21 protein-coding genes are annotated in these 20,872 nt (G+C 61.9%); 13 read left to right on the top strand and 8 right to left on the bottom strand.

Translation table 11 applies throughout. The annotated features are described in order from the left end of the window. Nucleotides 1-33 precede the first annotated feature (33 nt). The 6 genes from phsC to ETEE_RS06600 form a co-directional block, all read right to left on the bottom strand. Complete coding sequence (gene phsC, locus ETEE_RS06625; protein ID WP_034163877.1) at nt 34-819, bottom strand: thiosulfate reductase cytochrome B subunit; 786 nt, start codon at nt 817-819, stop codon at nt 34-36. 9 nt (nt 820-828) lie between these two features. Then, nucleotides 829-1,464, bottom strand: a complete 636-nt coding sequence (locus ETEE_RS06620) for a 4Fe-4S dicluster domain-containing protein (RefSeq protein ID WP_034163876.1) — start codon at nt 1,462-1,464, stop codon at nt 829-831. 227 nt (nt 1,465-1,691) lie between these two features. After that, entirely contained in the window at nt 1,692-2,573 is an 882-nt protein-coding gene (hslO, locus tag ETEE_RS06615; RefSeq protein WP_034163875.1) for an Hsp33 family molecular chaperone HslO, read from the bottom strand. 23 nt (nt 2,574-2,596) lie between these two features. Beyond that, entirely contained in the window at nt 2,597-3,007 is a 411-nt protein-coding gene (gene hslR, locus ETEE_RS06610) for a ribosome-associated heat shock protein Hsp15 (protein WP_034163874.1), read from the bottom strand. Continuing rightward, nucleotides 3,004-3,696: a GMP/IMP nucleotidase gene (gene yrfG, locus ETEE_RS06605; protein ID WP_034163873.1), complete on the bottom strand. Its 693-nt coding sequence runs from the start codon at nt 3,694-3,696 to the stop codon at nt 3,004-3,006. The genes hslR and yrfG overlap by 4 nt, the downstream gene beginning before the upstream one ends. An 81-nt stretch (nt 3,697-3,777) precedes the next feature. Next, on the bottom strand, nt 3,778-5,892 hold the full coding sequence (locus tag ETEE_RS06600) for an IgaA/UmoB family intracellular growth attenuator (RefSeq protein ID WP_034163872.1): 2,115 nt from the start codon (nt 5,890-5,892) through the stop codon (nt 3,778-3,780). A 456-nt stretch (nt 5,893-6,348) separates the two neighbouring features. Between ETEE_RS06600 and nudE the strand changes: the two genes are divergently transcribed. Next, complete coding sequence (nudE, locus tag ETEE_RS06595; protein ID WP_034163871.1) at nt 6,349-6,906, top strand: ADP compounds hydrolase NudE; 558 nt, start codon at nt 6,349-6,351, stop codon at nt 6,904-6,906. A gap of 84 nt (nt 6,907-6,990) precedes the next feature. Here nudE and mrcA read toward each other — a convergent pair whose 3' ends face one another. After that, on the bottom strand, nt 6,991-9,555 hold the full coding sequence (gene mrcA / locus ETEE_RS06590) for a peptidoglycan glycosyltransferase/peptidoglycan DD-transpeptidase MrcA (RefSeq protein WP_034163870.1): 2,565 nt from the start codon (nt 9,553-9,555) through the stop codon (nt 6,991-6,993). Nucleotides 9,556-9,672: 117 nt separating this feature from the next. On the opposite strand from mrcA, the gene ETEE_RS06585 reads away from it, so the two are divergent. The 12 genes from ETEE_RS06585 to trpS all read left to right on the top strand — a co-directional run bounded on the left by ETEE_RS06585 (nt 9,673) and on the right by trpS (nt 19,411). Further along, on the top strand, nt 9,673-10,503 hold the full coding sequence (locus ETEE_RS06585) for a hypothetical protein (protein ID WP_034163868.1): 831 nt from the start codon (nt 9,673-9,675) through the stop codon (nt 10,501-10,503). Next, nucleotides 10,491-11,021, top strand: coding sequence for a hypothetical protein (locus ETEE_RS06580; protein WP_225865125.1), 531 nt, complete (start codon nt 10,491-10,493; stop codon nt 11,019-11,021). The genes ETEE_RS06585 and ETEE_RS06580 overlap by 13 nt, the downstream gene beginning before the upstream one ends. Then, on the top strand, nt 11,014-11,487 hold the full coding sequence (locus ETEE_RS06575; protein WP_034163867.1) for a hypothetical protein: 474 nt from the start codon (nt 11,014-11,016) through the stop codon (nt 11,485-11,487). Before ETEE_RS06580 ends, ETEE_RS06575 begins: the two co-directional genes overlap by 8 nt. Continuing rightward, nucleotides 11,484-11,795 carry a hypothetical protein gene (locus ETEE_RS06570; protein WP_034163866.1) on the top strand — a complete coding sequence of 104 codons (312 nt, stop codon included), beginning with the start codon at nt 11,484-11,486 and terminating at the stop codon, nt 11,793-11,795. Before ETEE_RS06575 ends, ETEE_RS06570 begins: the two co-directional genes overlap by 4 nt. Continuing rightward, a complete protein-coding gene (locus ETEE_RS06565; RefSeq protein WP_034163865.1) occupies nt 11,792-13,057 on the top strand; it encodes a secretin N-terminal domain-containing protein in 1,266 nt (421 codons plus the stop codon). The genes ETEE_RS06570 and ETEE_RS06565 overlap by 4 nt, the downstream gene beginning before the upstream one ends. A 287-nt stretch (nt 13,058-13,344) precedes the next feature. Continuing rightward, entirely contained in the window at nt 13,345-13,863 is a 519-nt protein-coding gene (gene aroK / locus ETEE_RS06560; protein WP_005290467.1) for a shikimate kinase AroK, read from the top strand. Between the two features lie 45 nt (nt 13,864-13,908). After that, a complete protein-coding gene (gene aroB / locus ETEE_RS06555) occupies nt 13,909-14,994 on the top strand; it encodes a 3-dehydroquinate synthase (RefSeq protein WP_034163862.1) in 1,086 nt (361 codons plus the stop codon). Between the two features lie 61 nt (nt 14,995-15,055). Continuing rightward, nucleotides 15,056-16,081, top strand: a complete 1,026-nt coding sequence (locus ETEE_RS06550) for an SPOR domain-containing protein (RefSeq protein WP_034163860.1) — start codon at nt 15,056-15,058, stop codon at nt 16,079-16,081. A gap of 89 nt (nt 16,082-16,170) precedes the next feature. After that, entirely contained in the window at nt 16,171-16,989 is an 819-nt protein-coding gene (dam, locus tag ETEE_RS06545) for an adenine-specific DNA-methyltransferase (protein ID WP_034163859.1), read from the top strand. Between the two features lie 36 nt (nt 16,990-17,025). Next, complete coding sequence (rpe, locus tag ETEE_RS06540) at nt 17,026-17,703, top strand: ribulose-phosphate 3-epimerase (RefSeq protein WP_012850057.1); 678 nt, start codon at nt 17,026-17,028, stop codon at nt 17,701-17,703. Beyond that, nucleotides 17,696-18,382 carry a phosphoglycolate phosphatase gene (locus ETEE_RS06535; protein ID WP_034163858.1) on the top strand — a complete coding sequence of 229 codons (687 nt, stop codon included), beginning with the start codon at nt 17,696-17,698 and terminating at the stop codon, nt 18,380-18,382. Before rpe ends, ETEE_RS06535 begins: the two co-directional genes overlap by 8 nt. A gap of 24 nt (nt 18,383-18,406) precedes the next feature. Beyond that, the gene (gene trpS / locus ETEE_RS06530) at nt 18,407-19,411 is read left to right on the top strand and encodes a tryptophan--tRNA ligase (protein ID WP_034163856.1); all 1,005 of its coding nucleotides are present in this window, start codon (nt 18,407-18,409) and stop codon (nt 19,409-19,411) included. A gap of 60 nt (nt 19,412-19,471) precedes the next feature. On the opposite strand, the gene cysG is transcribed toward trpS, so the two are convergent. Next, complete coding sequence (gene cysG / locus ETEE_RS06525) at nt 19,472-20,857, bottom strand: siroheme synthase CysG (RefSeq protein WP_034163855.1); 1,386 nt, start codon at nt 20,855-20,857, stop codon at nt 19,472-19,474. Between the last annotated feature and the right edge of the window lie 15 nt (nt 20,858-20,872).

Below are 20,872 nucleotides of genomic sequence, written 5' to 3'. Positions count from 1 at the left end.
TTCAGCGGTGTGGTGTTTTTTATTTTCCGCCATTTATTCATTTTCTGTTGCATGGTGGCGGTGATAGCCATCCACCATGGCCATAAAAATTTCTCCGGGCGTGTCACCCAGCGTGCAGAGATAAATATGTACGCTAATAAACATTAAAATAAAGAATGAGAGTAAAAGGTGTCCCTGTAATACCCAGTAGGCGGTTCCTTCGGGCAGGAATAGGGGATGGGCGAGACCGAGACCGCTGAGCAATAGCGCAGGCACCATGAGATACATCACCGCGCAGTAGCCTAGCTGCTGTAGCGGGTTAAACTTTTGCGTTGGGCTGGCGTGGAAGGGGTGCGGTGCGGCGCGAAAAATACCGAACAGGTAAAAGTAGGCCTGGCACCGGCAGCGCGCCGCGATCCCCCGCCAGCGGATGCGGTAGTGAACGCCGTTGGCTCCCAGCGCGTTGAGCAGGATAAAGCCGCACCATAGCCCCAGCAGTAGATAGCCCGCGTAGGGATGCCAGCGCACCAGCCAGCGGGTGGCTGCCAGGGGGAGCGGGGCCGCGTGGAGCAACAGCCCGCTGAACAGCAAAAACAGGAACAGCAGCGCATTGAGTAGGTGCCACAGCCGCAGGACACGCGGGTAAAGATAGAGGCGCTCAGCGTCGCGCCGCTGCGCTGGCGGGGGGCAAAGACGGCGGTGTAGCAGGGCGTGCAGCGTCAGCAGCGCGCACAGCCCAAGCCAGGCCAGAGTCAGCGCTATCAGCCATCCGGGCCACGCATCGGGCGAATCGGCGACGGTGCGTTGCATGAGGTAGGATTGCAGTTGTTCGGCGGTCATCGGCGGCTCCTAGTCATCGGCGGTGAGGCGGTAGACGCGGCTGTGACGCGTGCCAGCCAGGTGGTGCTGATAGTGGGGCGCCAACGCCAGCTTCAGATCGAATGCCGCGGAGCCCATCTCACCGAAGCTGAGCGCATGATAGGGGCAGATGCGTACGCAGATGGGGATATAGCCATGGCGCAGGCGCGTCGCGCTGCAGAAGTCGCACTTATCGGCGACGCGGCGCTGCGGGTGCAGATAGCGCGCCTGGTAGGGGCAGGCGCGGATACAGTAGCCGCAGCCTGAGCAGCGTCGGGCATCGATTTGTATCAGACCATGCGCATCGCGGTAGGTCGCCTGACTGGGGCAGACCTCCTGGCAGGGTGCCGGATCGCAGTGCTGGCAGCCGTGGCGAAAGTGGGGCGGCGTGGTCGCATACGGATCATCGGCGGGCAGCGGGATGATGGCCAGCCGGGCATAGCCGGGGGCGACCCGGTTGAGGCGGTTGCAAGCGTGGATACACTCATTGCAGCCGACGCACTTTGACTGATCGTGGATCAGGGCAAACTGCTGCCGTTTGCGCGTGGGGCTGGATAGCAGTATGCCAGGCGCTAGCAAAATAAATCCGGCGCCAGCAATAATGCTGCGGCGTGAATAATATTTCATAGATTATCCCATTAAATATAAATATATTCTGTTTTTATTTTTATTTTCTGGCAGGCGGATTAAATTCTAGGTGGCGTGGGCGTAGAGAACAGAGAGAGGGATCAAAAAATGGCGGATCATTAAAAAGAGGTAGGGGATAATCTGCGTTTAATATTATTTGGCTTAATCAAAATAAAATAATGAATAAAAACGGGGGATAATTCCCCCGTGGAAAGGTGATGAGATGATTAGTGCAGCGGGCCCGCTTCGCCCGGCTGTGCACCGGCGCGTAACGCGTCGATATCGACCCGATCGAACAGGTAGTGGCTACCGCAGTAGTCGCAGTGGATATCGATGCTGCCGCGCTCCGCCAACAGCTCTTCCAGCTGCTGGGGCGGCAGGCTCATCAGCGCGCTGGCGCTGCGCTCGCGGGAGCAGCCGCAGCGGAAGGTGATCGGCTGTGGTTCAAACAGGGTTACCTGCTCCTGATTGTACAGGCGGTACAGCACCTCGTCGGCGGGCAGCGTAAACAGCTCCTGCGGGGTTACGGTCGCGGTCAGGTGCGACAGGTGAGTCAGGTCGTCGAGGTTATTGGGCTGCGTCGGCAGGATCTGCAGCAGCATACCGGCCGCCGCCGGTTGACCGTCCTGCTCCCCGGTGAACATAAACAGGCGGGTCGGCAGCTGCTCGGACTGCATGAAGTAGGCCTCCAGGCAGCTGGCCAGCGTCTCGCCCTCCAGCGCCACGACGCCCTGATAGCGCTCCCCCTCTTTCGGCGTAATGGTGATCACCATTACGCCATTGCCCAGCATGTGCTTCAGGCTGCTGCCGTCGGCGATATCGCCCTGCAGACGGGCGACGCCGCGCATCTCCTGACGATGGTTGCCATTGATCACCGCCAGCTTCAGCGGGCCGTCACCCTGCAGCTGTACCGTGATATCGCCGTCGAACTTCAGGGTGGCGGTCAGCAGACTGGTGGCGACCAACAGTTCGCCCAGCAGCACGCGTACCGCGGCCGGGTAGTCGTGATTTTCCAGTATGCGAGTATAGGTGGCGCTGGCGTTGACCAGCTCGCCGCGTACGGCCAGATGGTCAAACAGGTAGCGATGTAATTGGTCGTGATGGGACATAGTTATCTCTCTTCAGGCGCCGGTCATTCCGACTGGCCGTGTTTAAATTTAAGCAGATTGCGACGCTCTTTTTTATCGGGACGCCGATCCGGGTGCGGCATGCTCAGCGCGTTCATCTTGCGGGCCTGGGCAATCGCCTCGCGCTTGGCAATGCTCTGCGCGGTCTCTTGATACAGCAGACGAGCCTGCTCCGCGCCGCCGCGCTGGGCGCTGAGGGCGGTCACGATGATCGTACGATCGTCATTGCCCTGACGCAGGCGGATCTCGGCGCCGATCTCTACGCTGCGGCTCGGCTTGCCGCGCACCCCGTTGTAGTGCACCTTGCCGCCATCGATCATGTCGCGGGCAACGGCGCGGGTTTTATAAAAGCGGGCCGCCCACAGCCATTTATCCAGGCGGACGCCCTCCTGCTCCTGTTGGGCGCTGGCTTTCATTGTGCCCTCCTGTCGTTCTCGGGCCCACCGGCGGTGATGGCCGGCAGTAGGGCGCGGTAGTCGCTCATCGCCGGATGGCGGGCAAAGCGTTTTTCCGGCCTACCGGAGTCGGGATTACTGACGCCCAGGCAGTAGCGGATACCGAACTGGTGCGCGGCGTCGAGGATCGGTTCGGCATCGTCAATAAACAGCGTTCTGGCTGGATCCAGCCCGCACTGATGCTGTACCGCTCGCCACAGGCGCTGATCCTCTTTGGGATAGCCAAAGCGGTGGGTGGAATAGAGTATATCAAGGTGGCTATCCAGCCCGGTCTGCGCCATCTTCATCGCCAACCCGTGCGGGTGGGCGTTGGTCAGCAGAATGGTACGGCGCCCGCTGGCGCGCAGGGCATCCAGGAACGGCAGCGTATCCTGACGCACCCGTACCCGCGCGCCCTGCTCAAGGGTCATGCGGTGAATATCCAGCCCCAGGCGCTCACGCCAGTAGTCGAAACAGTACCAGTTTAGTACCGCCTGGTACTCCCGCAGGATCAGCGCCTGAGCATCGGCGCGGGAAATGCCGCGCGTCTCGCTTAAGGTCTGCGGTACCAGCGTTAGCCAAAAGTAGTTGTCAAAGGCCAGATCGATCAGCGTGCCGTCCATATCCAGCAGGACGGTGTCGATGTCATTCCAGTCGAGGGTGGGAACCATGGGCGTACTCCGGAAAACGCATGTAGGGCGGGATCGCGTCGCCCAGTATATTTTCCTGGCGCCACCTTGTCATGCCGCACGTTAAGGGCGCGGCGGCAGATCGAACGGCATGATCTTATGATTGATGCACTGCTCGTAGTAACGTTGGATCGCCGGAATACGCGCCAGCGCGCCGCGTAGGCGTCGCACGAACAGCGTGGCGTTGACCGCCAGGGTCACGCAGAGCGCCAGCAGTAGCGGCGTCATTAACAGATAGCGCCACAGGGTTAATCCGTCCGGCTGGCTGTGCAGCATGATACGACGCGTGCCGTTGGCATCCGTGCTGATCTCCGTGATCACGCCGTGGGCCCGGAAAGGGGTATTCAGCAGCAGGCGCGACAGATTTTCCAGCTCGCGCCACTGATCGACCGGACTGTAGTCATACAGTGAAACGCTGGGCTGTGGGTGAGATACCCACTGATGGCCCTCATCGCTGCTGATTAAAAATCCCCCCGGCGGCGTAACGGCTAGCAGCTGCGCCGCCTTATGGGTTTCACGATAATAAAATGAAGATACCGCGCTGTTGACGATATTGGTCAGCTGGCGGGCGCTGGCCGGTCGCATGAGAACATTGACCCCCTCCAGTCCTCCGCCGTGCGCTTTTTTCAGCAGCGCGGGCCATGATTTGCTGTTGCCCAGGTTCACCAGTGAGTTCTTGAGCCGGGTACATTCATTTTTCTGCGCGCACAGGGCCTCGGTCTTGAGGACGATCCCGGCAAAGTCATCCAGCAGGATCATCCCCGATTTCTGAATGGCGCTGGCCAGGGCCGGACTCACCTTGCTATCGCTGTCGCTGGCGGTTAGCTGGCGGGTGACGGTAGACTGCAGCGCGGCGGCATTATTGATGGTATCGGAGCTCGGATCCGCCATCGGCGAGGCGGTGCCCCAATAAATGGTGCTGCAGTCGAAGGGCATGAAGGGGTAGCGTTCGCCCTCTTGATAGAAGGCGGGTACGTGGCACATTCCGTTGCCGCGCAGATCCAGGATATCCCCGACCTGCAGCGGCATCTCCGTCAGCTGCTTCACGCTGGTGGCGGAGAGGGTTTGGGCGCCGTGTAGCCAGGCGGAGCTGATCTTCAGGGGGATACTCAGCGACTGCGTGGTCAGCAGGAGCAGCAGCGCGATCAGCGCAGCGGCCCCCAGCAGCGCACTGCGCCCCCACGGCTGTAGCGGAAACTGGGTGGCCTCATCGCTGAGGGAGAGGAAGCGCCCCTGGCGTACCACCTGACGGTTTTGGTAAATCTCGATATCGGTCGGATGACCGATATCCGGGTGGATATAGGGCTGCCAGTGGGGCGGATACAGGAGATCCAGGGTGCCGACGGAGACGTTGCTCAGCTGTTCGCCGCAGGATTCGCCAAACAGCCCCCAGCGCTTGGGGGTCCCGCGCAGCAGGTGGATCTCTTTACGCTGCTCGGCGCCGGGTTTGCGGTATAGGCACCAGAGCCCCCAGCCCAGAAGCGGCACGGCCAACGCCAGCAGCCATGGCATCAGGGTCGGGGGAACGATCAGGGCCACGCTGAGCAGAATCAGGGCCAGCGCCGTCGGGATGGCGCGGCGGGCACCGCTGCGCTGGTGCAGCTGATATTCGGCCAGGGTTTCTCTGCGTACGCCGCACAGATCGACCTGATCGCCTTCGCTGCGGCGGATCGAGGCGGTGCCGCTCTGCGTCGGCGTCGGGAGCTGCTGGCTGTGCAGGCTCTCGGCTAGCGTATGGCCATTAATGGCTATGACCAGCGGCAGCGTTGCGGTTTTGATCAGCTCCAGGCTGTTTTCATCGGCGATGTACTTTTCCCAGAACGCGGGCAGGTGGATTTCTTGGTTATCCAAGAAGTAGCGGTGCTGGCTGGGCGTATCGCCAGCCAGGGCATAGCGGGTGATCGCGTGGGTCACGGAGTACACCCGATCCCCTTGCGGCATCAGACGTTGGTGCAGCAGCGTCAGCGCCGGGTCGGCGCTCTCTGTCGCGGTATCCAGTCCACGCAGGTAGGCCGCAATCGCCTGGCGCTCTTCCGGATTCAGTTTACGCTGTTTGGTTTTGACAAAGGGAAAGGATGCAGACAACCGCGACGCTCTCTTCGTTGTGTACCAATAGATATACCCGATAATAACCGCTGTGGGGATAAGATACAGGAGTGCTGCGATGGATACATTCACGCCGACTCTCCCACGGTGATCATCGCGCTGCTGTCTTGCCCTTTCTCTGCCCGGCAACGCGGATATGGCCGCGAAGAACGCCGCGTACCATCGGAAGACGATAGAGAAAGTGTAACGGCAGTGATTATTGCGAATATAACTATATGTTATGGAATGAGTTTACTTTTTCTGGGTCGCTCGCTTTCCCATGACTCAGCCTAACATACCCGCCTGGCGATCATATCGGTATTGTCCGATTTTTCCTACCGCCGGGAAGGGATTATCGCAACAAATCTCCTGTCTGGCGGCGTTATGGCCCGACATCGCCGGTGAGGTAAAATAATGGCAACATATGTTGCGAAAATATGAGCATCTGCGCACAATGCCGCAAGGTGCCTTTGCGATCCCAAACGGTTTATCATGCCGGGCCCGCCGTCGGCCGGGGCGAACGCATATCTTTAGGATGTCGGGTTGAGTATGGATAGTTCCACTAAGAAGCCCAGGATCTTGGGCGTTGAAACCGTGGCGCACTCACGCTTATTTAACGTCGAGTCCGTCGATCTGGAGTTTAGCAACGGGGTGCGTCGGGTGTATGAGCGTATGCGCCCGTCGGGCCGCGAGGCGGTGATGATCGTGCCTATTCTAGGGGACGATCTGCTGCTGATCCGTGAATATGCCGTCGGTATTGAGGAGTATGAGCTGGGTTTCCCCAAGGGACTGATCGATCCCGGCGAGCGGGTGTTCCAGGCGGCCAACCGTGAGCTGATGGAAGAGGCCGGTTTTGGGGCGCAGCGTTTTACCCTGCTGCATAAGCTCACGATGGCCCCCTCCTATTTTTCCAGTCAGATGAACGTGGTGGTAGCGGAAGATCTTTTCGCTCAGCGCCTGCAGGGCGATGAACCTGAGGTGATGCCGGTGATCCGCTGGCCGCTGACCCAGATGATGGCACTGCTGCAGGAGCCCGATTTTCACGAGGCGCGCAACGTGAGCGCGTTGTTTCTGCTGCGGGAGTATCTACAGCGCCAGTGCGCCTAGGACGATGCGGGTCAGCGTTGGTAAAGTAAAAAAGGAGCCTGATGGCTCCTTTTTATTTGATGAAGACGAGGGGGAAGGCGGGTATCAGAATAGCTCCTGACTCTGTCCCTCATTGTTGATGATCACGGTGCCGGCATCCGGCGTGGCGTAGTCCGTCGGCTGGGTTCCCTCAATGAAGTACTCGCTGCGGCTGTTACCGCTGCCGGTGGCCAGCTTGCCGGTCACCCTGTCGATAACGACGCTGACAATGCCCGGCGGCGGCGGCAGCGGCTGCTCGGGGATTCCGGTCAGCGCCGACTTCATGAAGTCGTCCCACGCCGGCTGGGCACTTTTGGCCCCGCCCTCGCCGCCGGAGATCTGATCCTTCAGAGCACCAGACACGGTGGTGCGTCCCAGATCGCGCCGATGATCGTCAAAGCCTATCCAGACGCTGGTGACAATGCCCGGACCGTAGCCGGAGAACCAGGCGTCTTTGGAGCTGTTGGTGGTACCGGTTTTCCCGCCGATATCATGGCGCTTCAGATCGCGCATCGCGCGCCACCCGGTTCCCATCCAGCCCGGCTCGCCCCAGATGTTGCTGCTCAGCGCATCGTGCATCAGGAAGGCCAGCGGCGTGCTGATAACGTGCGGCGCATAGCGCTGATCGCTATCTTGGCTGACCTGACCCGGCGTGACCTGCTCCAGCTCCGGCATCGGTACGCTGCCGTTCACGCTCGGGGTTGTCGAGACGGCGACGTTTTCTACGCTGTCGTCGCTTAATACCGCCGACTTCGGCGTCGGGCCATAGATAACCGGCAGGTTACAGCTGTCGCATACGACCTTCGGATGAGCTTCATAGATCGTCTGATCGCTGCCGTCGACGACCTTGGTGATGAAGTAGGGGTCGACCAGATAGCCGCCGTTGGCAAAGACGGCGTAGCCGCGCACCAGCTGCAGCGGGGTAAAGTTGGCTGAGCCCAGCGCCAGGGATTCGGTCTTCACAATGTTCTGCGCCGGGAAGCCGAAGCGCAGCAGATAGTCTGCGGCGTAATCGACGCCCATGGCACGCATGGCACGCACTATCACCACGTTTTTCGACTCACCGAGCCCCTGACGCAGGCGGATGGGACCGGCATAGGTCGGCGGTGAGTTTTTCGGTCGCCAATCGGTACCGGCGCCGGCATCCCAACGGGAGATGGGTAGATCGTTGAGGATGGTCGCCAACGTCAACCCCTTATCCATGGCGGCGGTGTACAGGAACGGCTTGATATTGGAGCCGACCTGGCGTACCGACTGGGTGACGCGGTTGAATTTGCTCTGATTAAAGTCAAAACCGCCGACCAGCGCCTTGATGGCGCCATCCTGCGGGCTGATGGAGACCAGGGCGGAGTTGACGTCCGGCACCTGCGCCAGCCACCAACGCTTATCGCTGTCCTGACGCACCCAAATTTGCTGTCCCGGCTGCAGGACGTCGCTGACTTTCCGCGGCGTGGCACCCTGGACGCGATCGCTGCGGTAAGGGCGGGCCCAGCGCACGGTGGCCAGCGGCAGCGAGACGCCGTTGCCGTTGGCCAGCATAGCCGTGGCGCCGTCGGCATTGGCCGACATCACGACGGCCGGCAGCAGCGGGCCATAGGAGGGCAGGGCGTTGAGCGTATCGGCGATCCGCTGCTGGCTCCAGGCCGGCTGCCCGACCTTCCACAGTACGTTGGCGGGGCCGCGGTAGCCGTGGCGCATATCGTAGTTGATCACGTTATCGCGCAGGGCCGTTTGGGCGGCAACCTGCAGGTGTTTGGTGATGGTGGTGTAGACCTTAAAGCCGTCGGTATAGGCGTTTTCACCATATTTATCCACCATCTGCTGGCGCACCATTTCGGCCAGATAGGGGGCGGAGAAGTCGATCTCCGGCCCATGATAGCGGGAGACCAGCGGTTCGCTGCGCGCCTGATCGTACTGTGCCTGGGTGATGTAGTGTTCATCCAGCATCCGGCTAAGCACGACGTTGCGGCGGGCGACGGCGCGATCGTGGGAGTAGAGCGGATTAAAGGTGGATGGCGCTTTGGGCAGGCCCGCGATCATGGCCATTTCACTCAGCGTGAGCTGATCGACGGATTTGCCGAAGTAGACCTGCGCGGCTGCGCCGACGCCGTAGGCGCGGTAGCCCAGATAAATTTTATTGAGATAGAGATCGAGAATTTCGTCTTTATTCAACAGCTGCTCGATGCGAATGGCGAGAAAGGCCTCCTTTACTTTACGCATCAGCGTTCGCTCTGGGCTGAGGAAGAAGTTCCTGGCCAGCTGCTGGGTGATGGTGCTGGCGCCCTGCGAGGCATGTCCGGTAAACAGGGCGACGGAGGCCGCACGGAAGATGCCGATAGGATCAACGCCGTGGTGTTCGAAGAAACGGCTGTCTTCGGTGGCGATAAACGCCTTGACCATCAGCGGGGGGATCTGCGTGAGCGGCAGCGGAATACGGCGCTTTTCACCATATTGGGCGATGAGATAGCCGTCGGCGCTGTACACCTGCATCGGTGTCTGTAGCCGCACGTCTTTCAGCGTTGCAACGTCCGGGAGCTGCGGCTCAACGTATTTGTACAGTCCAAATACCGCAGCGACTCCCAGCAGAATGCAACAGACCGCGAGGATGATTAAATACTTTACGAACTTCACCTGGAATTTCCCATTACATGTCAGTTGGGCAGTTTATAAACAAACGGGCAGTAGTATAAAGGCTAGCAGACACAGAGGATACGTTCTTTTAGTAAGTTGATGATAAGGAGACGCGGCATGGGGAGCGGTCATTGGCGCTTGGGGATCGATATTCAGCCCGCTCAGCTGATCGCCGTGGCGCTCTCGGCGCGCCGCGACGGCATCCAGCTGCGCGGTTGGTGGCGATTGCCGCTGACGGCTGACCCGGATCGGGACGGGCTTTCCCCCTCGCTGCCCGCGGCGCTGGCTGCGCTGCGCGCCCGTTTGCCGCGTCGGCTGTCGGTGCGGGCGGCCTTTCCCGCTGAGCGGGCGATCCGCGATACGCTAGCGGGTAGCGCGCTTCCCCTGACACCTTGGCAGCGGCATCGCCTGCTGCTGGCGCAGGGAGAGCGCCAGCTGATGCTTCCCGCGCACCAGATGGTCTGTGACTTCGCCCCCGCGCCTGAGGGGGGCGGGCGCTGGCAGGTGTGTGCCGTGCACCGCGCGCAGCGCGATCGGTGGTGCGCGCTGTTCGACAGCGCGGGTTTACCGCTGCAGCGCTTAACGCTGGCGCCTTGCGCGCTGCGCCGCTTGGCGCGTCTGGCGGGAGAGAGCCCCGCGGCGCCGCTGATCTACGGCGATGGGCGCCGTTTCTGCTGGATAGCGCCCTGGGGATCGCCGCTGCAGTATGGGTTTGTTTCCTTAGCCGACGGCCCGGAGGCGGCCTGTGCCCAGGCCGTGGCCGCGCTGCCGCCCGGTGTGTCCGACGGCGTTGCACCGCTGCGCTGCGGTAGCGATAGCGGCCGCCGGGGGTGGTCTGGCCTACGCGCTGTACGTCATCTCGTCTCTCCGCTGCCCACCGATCCCGCGGCGTTTAGCCTCGCGCTGGGGCTGGCCGTGATGCCGGAGTCACCGCCGTGGATGATATAGATCTGCTGCCCTGGCGCGAGGCCCGGCGTCGGGCGCGTCTTCGTATGCTGTGGCTGACGTTGGCGCTGGGAATCCCTGCGTTTGCTGCGTTGGGGATGAGCGCCGGGCGCCTGCTGTACCAGCGTAGGGCGCCGTTGATCGGGCAGATTGCTGAGCAGGCCCGTCTGCGGGAGGCCGCGTATCGCCAGCTTCAGCAGAGAATGGCCGCGCTGCCCGCGCCGCTGCGGCATGAGTCGGGGCCCGGGGCCTCGGGGGCGCCGTCGTCGGACGCGCCGGTAACGCGGTTGGCACAGCAGCTGCGTCTGATGCAGGCCACGATCCCTGATGCGGTATGGCTGACGCGCCTGAGCCATCTACCGCCGTACTGGCTCTTGGAGGGGCAGGGCGTCTCCCGGCAGGTGGTGGCTGATTTTGCCCTACGTATGGCGGCGTGGCGCTGGCAGGGGCTGCATCGCGCCGCCGACGGTCGCTGGCAGTTTACGCTGCGCCTCTGTGCGACGGAGGCGTGCCGTGGCTGAGCTGCTGCTGTCGCTGCAGGGTAGGCTGTATACCCTCTCGCCCCGGGCGCTGCGTCAATGGCTGTGGGGGAGCACGTTGTTGCTTCTGACCTCGCTGCTGGCCGGGCTGTGGCTATGGCATACGCTGGAGCGGCAGAGGCTGCGCGTTCGATTGACGGAGGGCGCCGCGCAGATGGCGATGCTGCGAGTTCAGCGCTGGGCGACCGAACTGCGCCTCTGGCAGGCGGATATCGACGCGACAGCACAGGCCGTGCGCCAGGCGCGCTGTGCCCCAGAGCATAACGCCGCGTTTTCTTGGCAGATCCAGCGTGATGGGCAGCGTCATGTCTCTGCCGACATGACGTTCAGCGCCCTGCTGCAGACGCTGGATACCCTGTCCGACTGCGGTCAGCGCGTGAGTTCGCTGACGATCACGCCGCGCGCGCAGGGGGTGCATATAACCTGGGTGGAGCAGGAGGACGAATGAGGGCGAAAGGCGTCGGATGGGGAACGCTGCTGCTGGCGTGTGGCGGCGATGCCGCACGGGATCCATTTCAGCCTCCCGAACTGGCCCCGGCGGCGGCCAGCGCCGTCGGGATCGTCGGTCGGGCGCCTTGCTTTTCGCTGTGGCGGCGCGATGAACAGGGCCGCTGGCGTCCTGCGGCCCTGCCCGCCTCTCCGCGCCCCGCCGCGTTGGGCCCACCGGCGCTGCGCTTTACGCCGCTGGCGCTGTATCCCTTTCGCTGTCCGCGCCTTATCCCTTTGGCGGCGCGTCGGGAGGGGACGGAGAGATGAGATGCCACTCCGCGTATGCCGCGGCTATCGCGGCGCTGCTGGCCATGAGCCCGGCAGGACTGGCGATGCCTCTGACGCTCTGGTTCGATCGCGCGCCCCTGCCCAGCGTGCTGCAGGCGGTGGCGGAGTTCGCTGGGCTAAACCTGATCCTCAGTGAGGAGGTGCGCGGCGAGGCGACGGTGCATATTGCCCATACTCCGTGGCCACGGGTGCTCGACGCCCTGGCGGAGATCCACGATCTCAGCGTGATACGGCGCGATGGGATCCTGCTGATCCAAAGCCGCGCGCGCGCGGCGCGGCAGGCGGGGTCCGCCGCGGCGCCTGCGCCGCTCAAACCGCCGCAGATGCGGAGTCAGCGTGTGGTGCTGCGCCATGCCGACGCGGCGACGGTAGAGAAAAGTCTGCGTCAGCGCCGCGATTTGCTGGGCGAGACGGGCAGCGCGGTGGCGGACAGCCGCACCAATGCCCTGCTGCTGCGGGCGGAGGCAGCCCGTCTGGCGGCGCTGCGCGACTGGATTGCGCAGCTGGATGTGCCGCTGTCGCAGGTACAGCTGGCAGCCCATATCGTCTCTATCAGCCAAGAGGGGCTGCGTGAGTTGGGGATCCGCTGGTACAGCGGAGACGAGCGCTCACGCGGACAGGATACGCTACGCGGCGCGGCGGATGCCTATTTCAGCGCGGGGTTTCAGGTGGCCCGCATCGGGGGGCAGGCGCTGGCGGTGGCGCTTGCGGCGCTGGAGCGACAGGATAAGGTGACGATCATCGCCAGTCCGCATCTGATGGCAGCCCATGGGCAGACGGCCAGCATAAAACAGGGCAGTGAGCTCCCCTATGCCGTCTCCGGCGGCGAGCGCGGCGTGAGCACCATGGAGTTTAAGGAGGCGGTGCTGGGTATGTCGGTCACGCCGCGGGTATTGGCCGATGCGCATATTGAGCTGGCGCTGCAGATAAGTCAGAACATGCCCGGGCGAGTAGTGCGCCAGGGTGACAGCGAAGCGCTGGCGATCGATAAACAGGAGATTACGACCCAGGTCACGTTGAGCGACGGCGACACGGCGATGCTGGGCGGTATCTTTCAGTATCAGCGTCAAGTGGATAGCATCGGCTTTCCCTGGCTTGCCGAGGTGCCGCTGCTGGGCCATCTGCTGCGCAGCGACAGCCAGCGCAGCGGGCGGCGCGAGCTGGTGATTTTTATTACGCCGACCCTGCTTTCTCCCGCCTCTCCCACCTCCCAATCGCTGCGCCAGTCGGCGCGCGGCTAAAAATTTTTATCACATGAATGGTTTCCGCGTTTGACGCTGGGATGGATTTGGCATACAAGGTTAGCGGTTTGCGCCTTGTTCCGTCCCGTATTTCCCGCCGTACACCGGGTCTTCTTTGTGTATCGTGCCGCGCGGAAATTTATTCGGTTGCCAAACAGCCTTGAGTGTTGAGATAATTTTTCGTCTGATCTCGCACTATCTTCATGAGGTTTCAGTTTCGGTCCCGTCGCTAATTTGATTGGCGGGGCGGGTTATCATTAACGTATTGTCTTAGTAGTACCGAAAACATGGCAGAGAAACGCAATATCTTTCTGGTTGGGCCTATGGGTGCCGGCAAAAGTACTATTGGCCGTCAGTTAGCGCAGCAGCTGAACATGGAATTCTTCGACTCCGACCAGGAGATCGAACGTCGTACCGGCGCCGATGTGAGCTGGGTCTTTGACGTTGAGGGCGAAGAGGGCTTTCGCGATCGCGAAGAGAAAGTCATCAATGAACTGACGGAGAAGCAAGGCATCGTGCTGGCGACCGGGGGCGGCTCCGTCAAATCTCGCGAGACCCGTAATCGCCTGTCCGCGAGGGGCGTGGTCGTCTATCTGGAAACTACCATTGAAAAACAGCTGGCGCGTACGCAGCGTGACAAAAAACGCCCGTTGCTACAGGTAGATACGCCGCGCGAGGTGCTGGAGCAGCTGGCGCAGGAACGCAATCCGCTGTATGAAGAGATTGCCGACGTGACTATCCGCACGGATGAGCAGAGCGCCAAAGTGGTGGCCAACCAGATTATCCATTTGCTGGAAAACAACTGAACGGTTGGCTGAGGAACTAGCGTTGTAACAGGGGGCAGGCAGGCCGTGGAAAGGATCACCGTAACGCTCGGGGAGCGTAGCTACCCGATCAGCATCGCCAGTGGGCTTTTTTCACAGGAGGCGGCTTTCTGGCCGCTGCACTCCGGCGAGCAGGCCATGCTGGTCACCAACGAAACCCTGGCTAAACTGTACCTGGCGCCGGTGCAGCGTACGCTGGAGCGGGCAGGCGTACGCGTCGGGCTGGTGATCCTGCCCGACGGTGAGCAGTTTAAGTCACTGAGCGTACTGGATCGGGTATTCAGCGCGCTGCTGGAGAACAACCACGGGCGGGATACCACGTTAGTGGCGCTGGGGGGCGGCGTGATCGGCGATCTGACCGGTTTTGCCGCCGCGTGCTATCAGCGCGGCGTCCGCTTCATTCAGGTGCCGACAACGCTGTTGGCGCAGGTGGACTCCTCGGTGGGCGGAAAGACCGCGGTCAATCATCCGCTGGGTAAGAATATGATCGGCGCATTTTATCAGCCGGCCAGCGTGACGATCGACATCGACTGTCTGCAGACCCTACCGCCGCGCGAGCTCGCCTCCGGGCTGGCGGAGGTCATTAAATACGGCATCATCATGGATGCCGATTTTTTCCGTTGGCTTGAGACGCAGATGGATGCGCTGCTGCGTCTGGAGCCGTCCGCGCTGGCCTACTGTATCCGCCGCTGCTGCGAGCTGAAGGCGCAGGTGGTGGCGGAGGATGAGCGTGAACAGGGCCGCCGGGCGCTGTTGAATCTCGGCCATACGTTTGGTCATGCCATCGAGGCTGAGATGGGCTATGGCAACTGGCTGCACGGCGAGGCTGTGGCCGTGGGGACGATGATGGCGGCCCGCGTAGCCTGCCGTCTGGGCTATCTGCAGCCGCCGCAGGCCGAGCGTATGTCGGCGCTGCTGACGCGCGCCGGGCTGCCGGTGCTAGGGCCGGCCGGTATGGCCCCTGACGCCTATCTACCGCATATGCTGCGTGATAAGAAGGTGCTGGGCGGAACCCTGCGGCTGGTGTTGCCGACCGCTATCGGCAGCGCGGAGGTGTTCGCCGGGGTAAGCCATGATGTCGTGCGGGATGCGATTGCGGACTGCCTGGCCTGAGCGGTTAATTTGCGAGTCTCCGGCGCGGTACGGCCGGCTTTGCCTCTAAGTGGAGGGTGAGATGGATCAAGAAGAGTTTAAAGCAGACGATGAGTTAAAACCGGACGCCAGCGATCGTCGTCCGCCGCGTGCGCGCGGCCGACGTCCCGCGACGCCGCGTCTGACGGTATCGCGTCAGCATCTGATGATCGGCGCCGGCGTCCTGGTATTGCTGGTGGTGATCGTGGCGATCGGATCGGCGCTGAAATCGCCCTCCAAGGGGAGCTCTGCCCAGTCTACGGCTACGGCGGGCAGTGCCAGAGAGATCAATCTGTCCGGTGCATCTTCCATGACTAACGGCAGCGCCGGAAGCAACGTGACCGACGTTCAGGACGGTAGTGGGGTCAATAACTCCGCGCAGCCAGGTCAGCCGCAGCCGATCACGATGCCCTCCGTATCGCCTACGCCAACGCAGTCTGCTCCGGCGCTTCAGGAGAGCGGGCAGCAGCGGATCGATCTGGCGGGGAACTCTGTTTCCGATGCGCTGACCCAGCAGCAAGGCGCGCTAGATGCGATGTCGCAGGCTGGCACGCTACCGACGGCCCCGGCAACGCTGGCCGGCGGCGCAGCGCGTATCGCGCCGAAAGCGGCGGTCGAATCGACGCCGCGGCCTAAGACGCCGACGCGTCGGGAGGAGCGGGCGCCGGTCCGCCACAGCGAGAAGAGCGTAGCGCAGACACCCAGCGCGCCGAAGCAAACGGCGCACCTGCCGGTGGTGGGCAGCAATGGTAAACCGGCGGCGCATCTGCCGCAAAGTGCCGGCAGCAGCGCTGGTGCGCTGAAGAGCGCCCCGGGCAGCCACTATACCCTACAGCTGAGCGGCGCCTCGCAGCCCACTACGCTGAACGCGTTTGCCCGTCGCCAGAGCCTGAGCCACTATTGGGTATATGAAACGTCCCGCAACGGTAAGCCTTGGTATGTGCTGGTAAGCGGCAGCTATGCGACGCCGGCGGATGCCCGGCGGGCGATTGCGACGCTGCCGGCAGAGGTGCAGGCGATGAAGCCCTGGGCTCGCCCGCTGAGCCAGGTGCAAAAGGATGCAAAGTAAGCGGTCACCCATAAAACGCGCGCGATGTGCTGTCTGAAAAGGTACGCCCTGGCGAATTGAAAGAGTAGAAATAACTGACTGGCGACGGCATGAAGAAGAAGCGCGCATTTTTGAAATGGGCCGGCGGGAAATATCCTTTGATTGAAGAGATCCGTCGGCACCTGCCGGCGGGCGAAAGACTGGTAGAGCCTTTCGTCGGCGCTGGCTCTGTGTTTTTAAACACGGATTACGATGAGTACCTGTTGGCGGACATTAACGCCGATCTGGTCGGGTTGTACAATATTGTGAAAGATGAGACGGATCGCTTTATCGGCGATGCCCGTCAGATGTTTTGCCCTGAACTGAACGTCTCGGAGGAGTATTACCGCATCCGTGAGGCCTTTAACCTGTGCGACGATCGTTACCAGCGGGCGCTGTACTTCCTCTATCTGAACCGGCACTGCTATAACGGTCTGTGCCGCTATAATGCCAAGGGGGAGTTCAACGTCCCCTTCGGGCGCTATAAAAAGCCCTACTTCCCTCAGGAGGAGCTGGAGTTTTTTGCCCGCAAGGCCGAGCGTGCGGTGTTTGTCTGCGAACATTATCAGCAGACGATGCTGCGCGCGCAGCCGGGTGCCGTGGTGTATTGCGATCCACCCTACGCCCCGCTGTCCGCTACCGCCAATTTTACCGCCTACCACGTCAACGGCTTTGGCTTTGCCGAGCAGGAGCGCCTGGCGGAGCTGGCCGGTGAACTGGCCCAGCGTCAGGTGCCGGTGCTGATCTCTAACCATGAAACCCCGCTGACGCGGGAGTGGTACGCGCAGGCCGATGCGCTGCACGTCGTGAAAGTTCGGCGCACCATCAGCAGAAAAACTGACGGGCGCAGCAAAGTGAACGAATTATTGGCGCTGTACGGCAAGCGCTAAGCGCGGCCGTCGGCCCCCCGAGCTCAGGAGAAACGGATGAACCCGTATTTAATTGCCCCGTCGATTTTGTCCGCAGACTTTGCCCGGCTGGGCGAAGATACTGCCAAGGTATTGGCCGCCGGTGCCGATGTGGTGCACTTTGATGTCATGGATAACCACTATGTGCCGAATTTGACTATTGGCCCGATGGTCTGTAAAGCGCTGCGGGACTATGGCATCACCGCCCCGATCGATGTTCACCTGATGGTGAAGCCGGTCGATCGGATCATCCCGGATTTCGCCGATGCCGGTGCCAGCATTATTACCTTCCATCCGGAGGCATCGGAGCACGTCGATCGCACTCTGCAGCTGATCCGCGCCTGTGGCTGTAAGGCGGGGCTGGTTCTGAACCCGGCAACGCCGCTGAGCTGTCTGGATTACGTGATGGATCGCCTCGATACCATCCTGCTGATGTCCGTAAACCCGGGCTTTGGTGGCCAGTCCTTTATTCCGTCGACCCTCGATAAGCTGCGTCAGGTGCGTCAGCGCATTGATGCCAGCGGTCTGGATATTCGCCTGGAGGTTGACGGTGGCGTGAAGGTGGACAACATCGGCGCTATCGCCGCGGCCGGCGCCGATATGTTTGTCGCAGGCTCGGCTATTTTCGGCCACGCCGACTATGCGGCGGTGATCACGGATATGCGTCGTGAAATTGCGCAGGCCTGCCATGAATAAAGGTATTCCGGTACAGGCACTGGCCTTTGATTTGGACGGCACGCTGGTGGATAGCGCGCCGGGTCTGGCGGCGGCTACGGACGCGGCGCTGCTGGCGCTGGGCTACCCGGCGCCGGGCGTGGAACGGGTGAAGCTGTGGCTGGGAAATGGCGCAGATGTTCTGATGCAGCGCGCCTTGAGCTGGGCCGGAGCCTCACAGGATGCCGCGCTGTGTCAGCGTGCGCGGCGTGCATTTGACGCGCACTACGCCGAGAGCGCCAATCAGGGATGTCAGCTGTTTCCCGGCGTCCGGGAGACGCTGGGGGTACTGGCGGCCCAGGGATTTCCGCTGGCGGTTATCACCAATAAGCCCTCGCCCTTTGTCCGCCCGATGCTGGAGAGCCTGGGGATCGATACGCTCTTCGGTCAGGTGATCGGCGGCGACGATGTCGCTAAGCGTAAGCCCCATCCGGCCCCGCTCTATCTGGTGCTGTCCCGTCTGGGGCTGCGGGCCGATGAGATGCTGTTTGTCGGTGACTCGCGCAATGATATCCAAGCTGGCCAGTCGGCCGGCTGTCCTACCGTCGGCTTGACCTACGGTTATAACTATGGCGAACCTATCGCTGCCAGCGAGCCCTGCCGCGTGCTGGATGATTTTGCCGGACTGCTGCCCTTGGTAGGGCTGGCGCCGCTGAACTGAATTGATAAGGACAGGAATGTGACCATGAGTAAGCCCATTGTTTTCAGCGGCGCGCAGCCGTCTGGTGAACTCACCATCGGTAACTATATGGGCGCGCTGCGCCAATGGGTACAGATGCAGGATGAGTATGACTGCATTTACTGTATCGTCGATCAGCACGCCATCACCGTGCGTCAAGACGCAGAGAAACTGCGCAGCGCGACGCTGGATACGCTGGCCCTGTACCTGGCCTGCGGTATCGATCCGCAGAAGAGCACGATTTTTGTGCAGTCTCATGTTCCAGAGCATGCCCAGCTGGGCTGGGTTCTGAACTGTTACACCTATTTCGGCGAACTGAGCCGCATGACTCAGTTCAAGGATAAATCGGCGCGCTACGCAGAGAACATTAACGCCGGCCTGTTTGATTACCCGGTGCTGATGGCGGCGGACATCCTGTTGTACCAGACTCATCAGGTCCCGGTAGGGGAAGATCAGAAACAGCACCTGGAGCTGAGCCGTGATGTCGCGGCGCGCTTCAACGCGCTGTATGGTGACATCTTTAAGGTGCCGGAGCCGTTTATTCCCAAGTCGGGCGCGCGCGTCATGTCGCTGCTGGAGCCGACCAAAAAGATGTCTAAGTCGGATGAGAACCGCAACAACGTGATCGGCCTGCTGGAAGATCCCAAGGCGGTGACCAAGAAGATCAAGCGCGCGGTGACCGACTCCGATGAGCCGCCGGTCGTGCGTTACGACGTGGTCAATAAGGCCGGCGTCTCCAATCTGCTGGATATTCTTTCCGGAGTGACCGGTAAGCGTATCGAGGATCTGGAGGCCGAGTTTGCGGGCAAGATGTACGGCCACCTGAAGGGTGCCGTTGCCGATGCGGTCTCCGGGATGCTGTCTGAGCTGCAGGAGCGGTATCACCGTTTCCGCAATGATGAGGCCTACCTGCAGGAAGTGATGCGCGATGGCGCCGCCAAAGCGCGCGCGCGCGCCGCGCAGACCCTGGACAAGGTCTACGATGCGATCGGGTTTGTCGCGCGGCCGTAAGCGGCGCGGCGATCTGAACGTGAAGAGGAGGGCGATGGCCCTCCTTTTTTTTGCGCCGTGTTATGCGCTCGCCGCTTCGCTGCGGAACCAGTTGAGGTGTGGCCGCAGGGTGACGACGTCGCCGACGATGATCAGGCTGGGGCTGGCAACGCGCGTTGCCAGCGTCTCCAACTGAGTCAGCGTTCCGCTGACGACCCGCTGGCGAACCGTGGTGCCGTTTTCAACCAGGGCGACGGGGGTATCTGGCAGCATGCCGTGCTGTAGGAGGCGATGCTGAATGGTCGCAGCCTGGCTCAGTCCCATATAAAACACGAGCGTTTGTCCTGCGGCCGCCAGGCAGGACCAATCCAGTTGGCCATCCTGGCGGGTATGGCCGGTGACCAGGCGGACGCTTTGGGCATGGTCGCGGTGAGTCAGCGGAATACCGCTATAGGCGGAGCAGCCGGAGGCGGCGGTAATACCGGGCACCACCGAGAAGGCGATCCCCGCGGCGGCCAGCGCCTCAAGCTCTTCGCCTCCCCGGCCAAAGATGAAGGGATCGCCGCCCTTGAGGCGCACCACCCGTTTTCCATCACGCGCGTGATCCAGCAGGGTCTGATTGATCTCCTCCTGGGGAACGCAGTGATGACCGGCGCGTTTGCCGACGAAGATACGCGTTGCGTCGCGTCGCACCAGCGACATGACCTCATCGGATACCAGGCGATCATAGATGATCACGTCCGCCCGCTGGATCTGCTGTAGCCCTTTGAGGGTCAACAGCCCTGCATCCCCCGGCCCGGCGCCGACTAGCGTCACCTCGCCGCGATCCGCCGGCGCCGCGCTGAACAGCGCATCCACCTGTTGCTGTGTCTGTGCGGTGTCGCCGTTGGCCAGCGACTGTGCCAGACGATCTTGGGCGAACAGTCGCTCCCAAAAGCGGCGGCGCAGCGACAGGGTGGGAAAGTGCGCCTTGACGCGCTGGCGCAGGTGGCCAGCCAGGTGTGCCAGCTGGCCGAGATGCTGCGGTAGCTGCGCCTCCAGCTTTTCACGCAGAATCCTGGCCAGCACCGGTGCGCTGCCGCCGGAGGAGACGGCGACCATCAACGGCGAGCGATCGACGATCGACGGCATGATGAAGCCCGTCTGTTGCGCGGCATCGACCACGTTACAAAAGATACAGCGCGCCTCGGACTGGGCCAGCACCTGCTGATTTACCCGGCTGTCGTCGGTGGCGGCGATAGCCAGCCACTTGCCCGTGAGCAGCGCGGGGTCGAAGTCGCCGGCGATCAGCGTCAGCTGACCATCCCGCTGCCACTGTTCAAACTGGGGCGTGAAGCGCCCGGCGTTCACCGTCAAAATCGCGCCCGCCTCCATCAACAGACGGGCCTTACGCTCGGCTACCTCGCCGCCGCCGACCAGCAGGCAGGGCTTAGTACGCAGCTGACAAAATATCGGAAAGTAATCCATCAGAGATCCTCAAGG

Origin of the sequence: Edwardsiella anguillarum ET080813, assembly GCF_000264765.2 — a bacterium.
GTDB classification, from domain to species: domain Bacteria; phylum Pseudomonadota; class Gammaproteobacteria; order Enterobacterales; family Enterobacteriaceae; genus Edwardsiella; species Edwardsiella anguillarum.
Note: the sequence above shows the minus strand (reverse complement) of the source record. Positions and strands in the feature narration are given on the sequence as shown.

What these genes read in the sequence shown, in the direction of transcription:
- ETEE_RS06585 (WP_034163868.1), top strand. Translation starts at nt 9,673, where the DNA reads ATGGGGAGCGGTCATTGGCGCTTGGGGATCGATATTCAGCCCGCTCAG.
- phsC (WP_034163877.1), bottom strand. Translation starts at nt 819, where the DNA reads ATGACCGCCGAACAACTGCAATCCTACCTCATGCAACGCACCGTCGCC.
- aroK (WP_005290467.1), top strand. Translation starts at nt 13,345, where the DNA reads ATGGCAGAGAAACGCAATATCTTTCTGGTTGGGCCTATGGGTGCCGGC.
- ETEE_RS06565 (WP_034163865.1), top strand. Translation starts at nt 11,792, where the DNA reads ATGAGATGCCACTCCGCGTATGCCGCGGCTATCGCGGCGCTGCTGGCC.
- rpe (WP_012850057.1), top strand. Translation starts at nt 17,026, where the DNA reads ATGAACCCGTATTTAATTGCCCCGTCGATTTTGTCCGCAGACTTTGCC.
- ETEE_RS06550 (WP_034163860.1), top strand. Translation starts at nt 15,056, where the DNA reads ATGGATCAAGAAGAGTTTAAAGCAGACGATGAGTTAAAACCGGACGCC.
- ETEE_RS06620 (WP_034163876.1), bottom strand. Translation starts at nt 1,464, where the DNA reads ATGAAATATTATTCACGCCGCAGCATTATTGCTGGCGCCGGATTTATT.
- ETEE_RS06570 (WP_034163866.1), top strand. Translation starts at nt 11,484, where the DNA reads ATGAGGGCGAAAGGCGTCGGATGGGGAACGCTGCTGCTGGCGTGTGGC.
- nudE (WP_034163871.1), top strand. Translation starts at nt 6,349, where the DNA reads ATGGATAGTTCCACTAAGAAGCCCAGGATCTTGGGCGTTGAAACCGTG.
- ETEE_RS06535 (WP_034163858.1), top strand. Translation starts at nt 17,696, where the DNA reads ATGAATAAAGGTATTCCGGTACAGGCACTGGCCTTTGATTTGGACGGC.
- hslR (WP_034163874.1), bottom strand. Translation starts at nt 3,007, where the DNA reads ATGAAAGCCAGCGCCCAACAGGAGCAGGAGGGCGTCCGCCTGGATAAA.
- yrfG (WP_034163873.1), bottom strand. Translation starts at nt 3,696, where the DNA reads ATGGTTCCCACCCTCGACTGGAATGACATCGACACCGTCCTGCTGGAT.
- hslO (WP_034163875.1), bottom strand. Translation starts at nt 2,573, where the DNA reads ATGTCCCATCACGACCAATTACATCGCTACCTGTTTGACCATCTGGCC.
- trpS (WP_034163856.1), top strand. Translation starts at nt 18,407, where the DNA reads ATGAGTAAGCCCATTGTTTTCAGCGGCGCGCAGCCGTCTGGTGAACTC.
- cysG (WP_034163855.1), bottom strand. Translation starts at nt 20,857, where the DNA reads ATGGATTACTTTCCGATATTTTGTCAGCTGCGTACTAAGCCCTGCCTG.
- dam (WP_034163859.1), top strand. Translation starts at nt 16,171, where the DNA reads ATGAAGAAGAAGCGCGCATTTTTGAAATGGGCCGGCGGGAAATATCCT.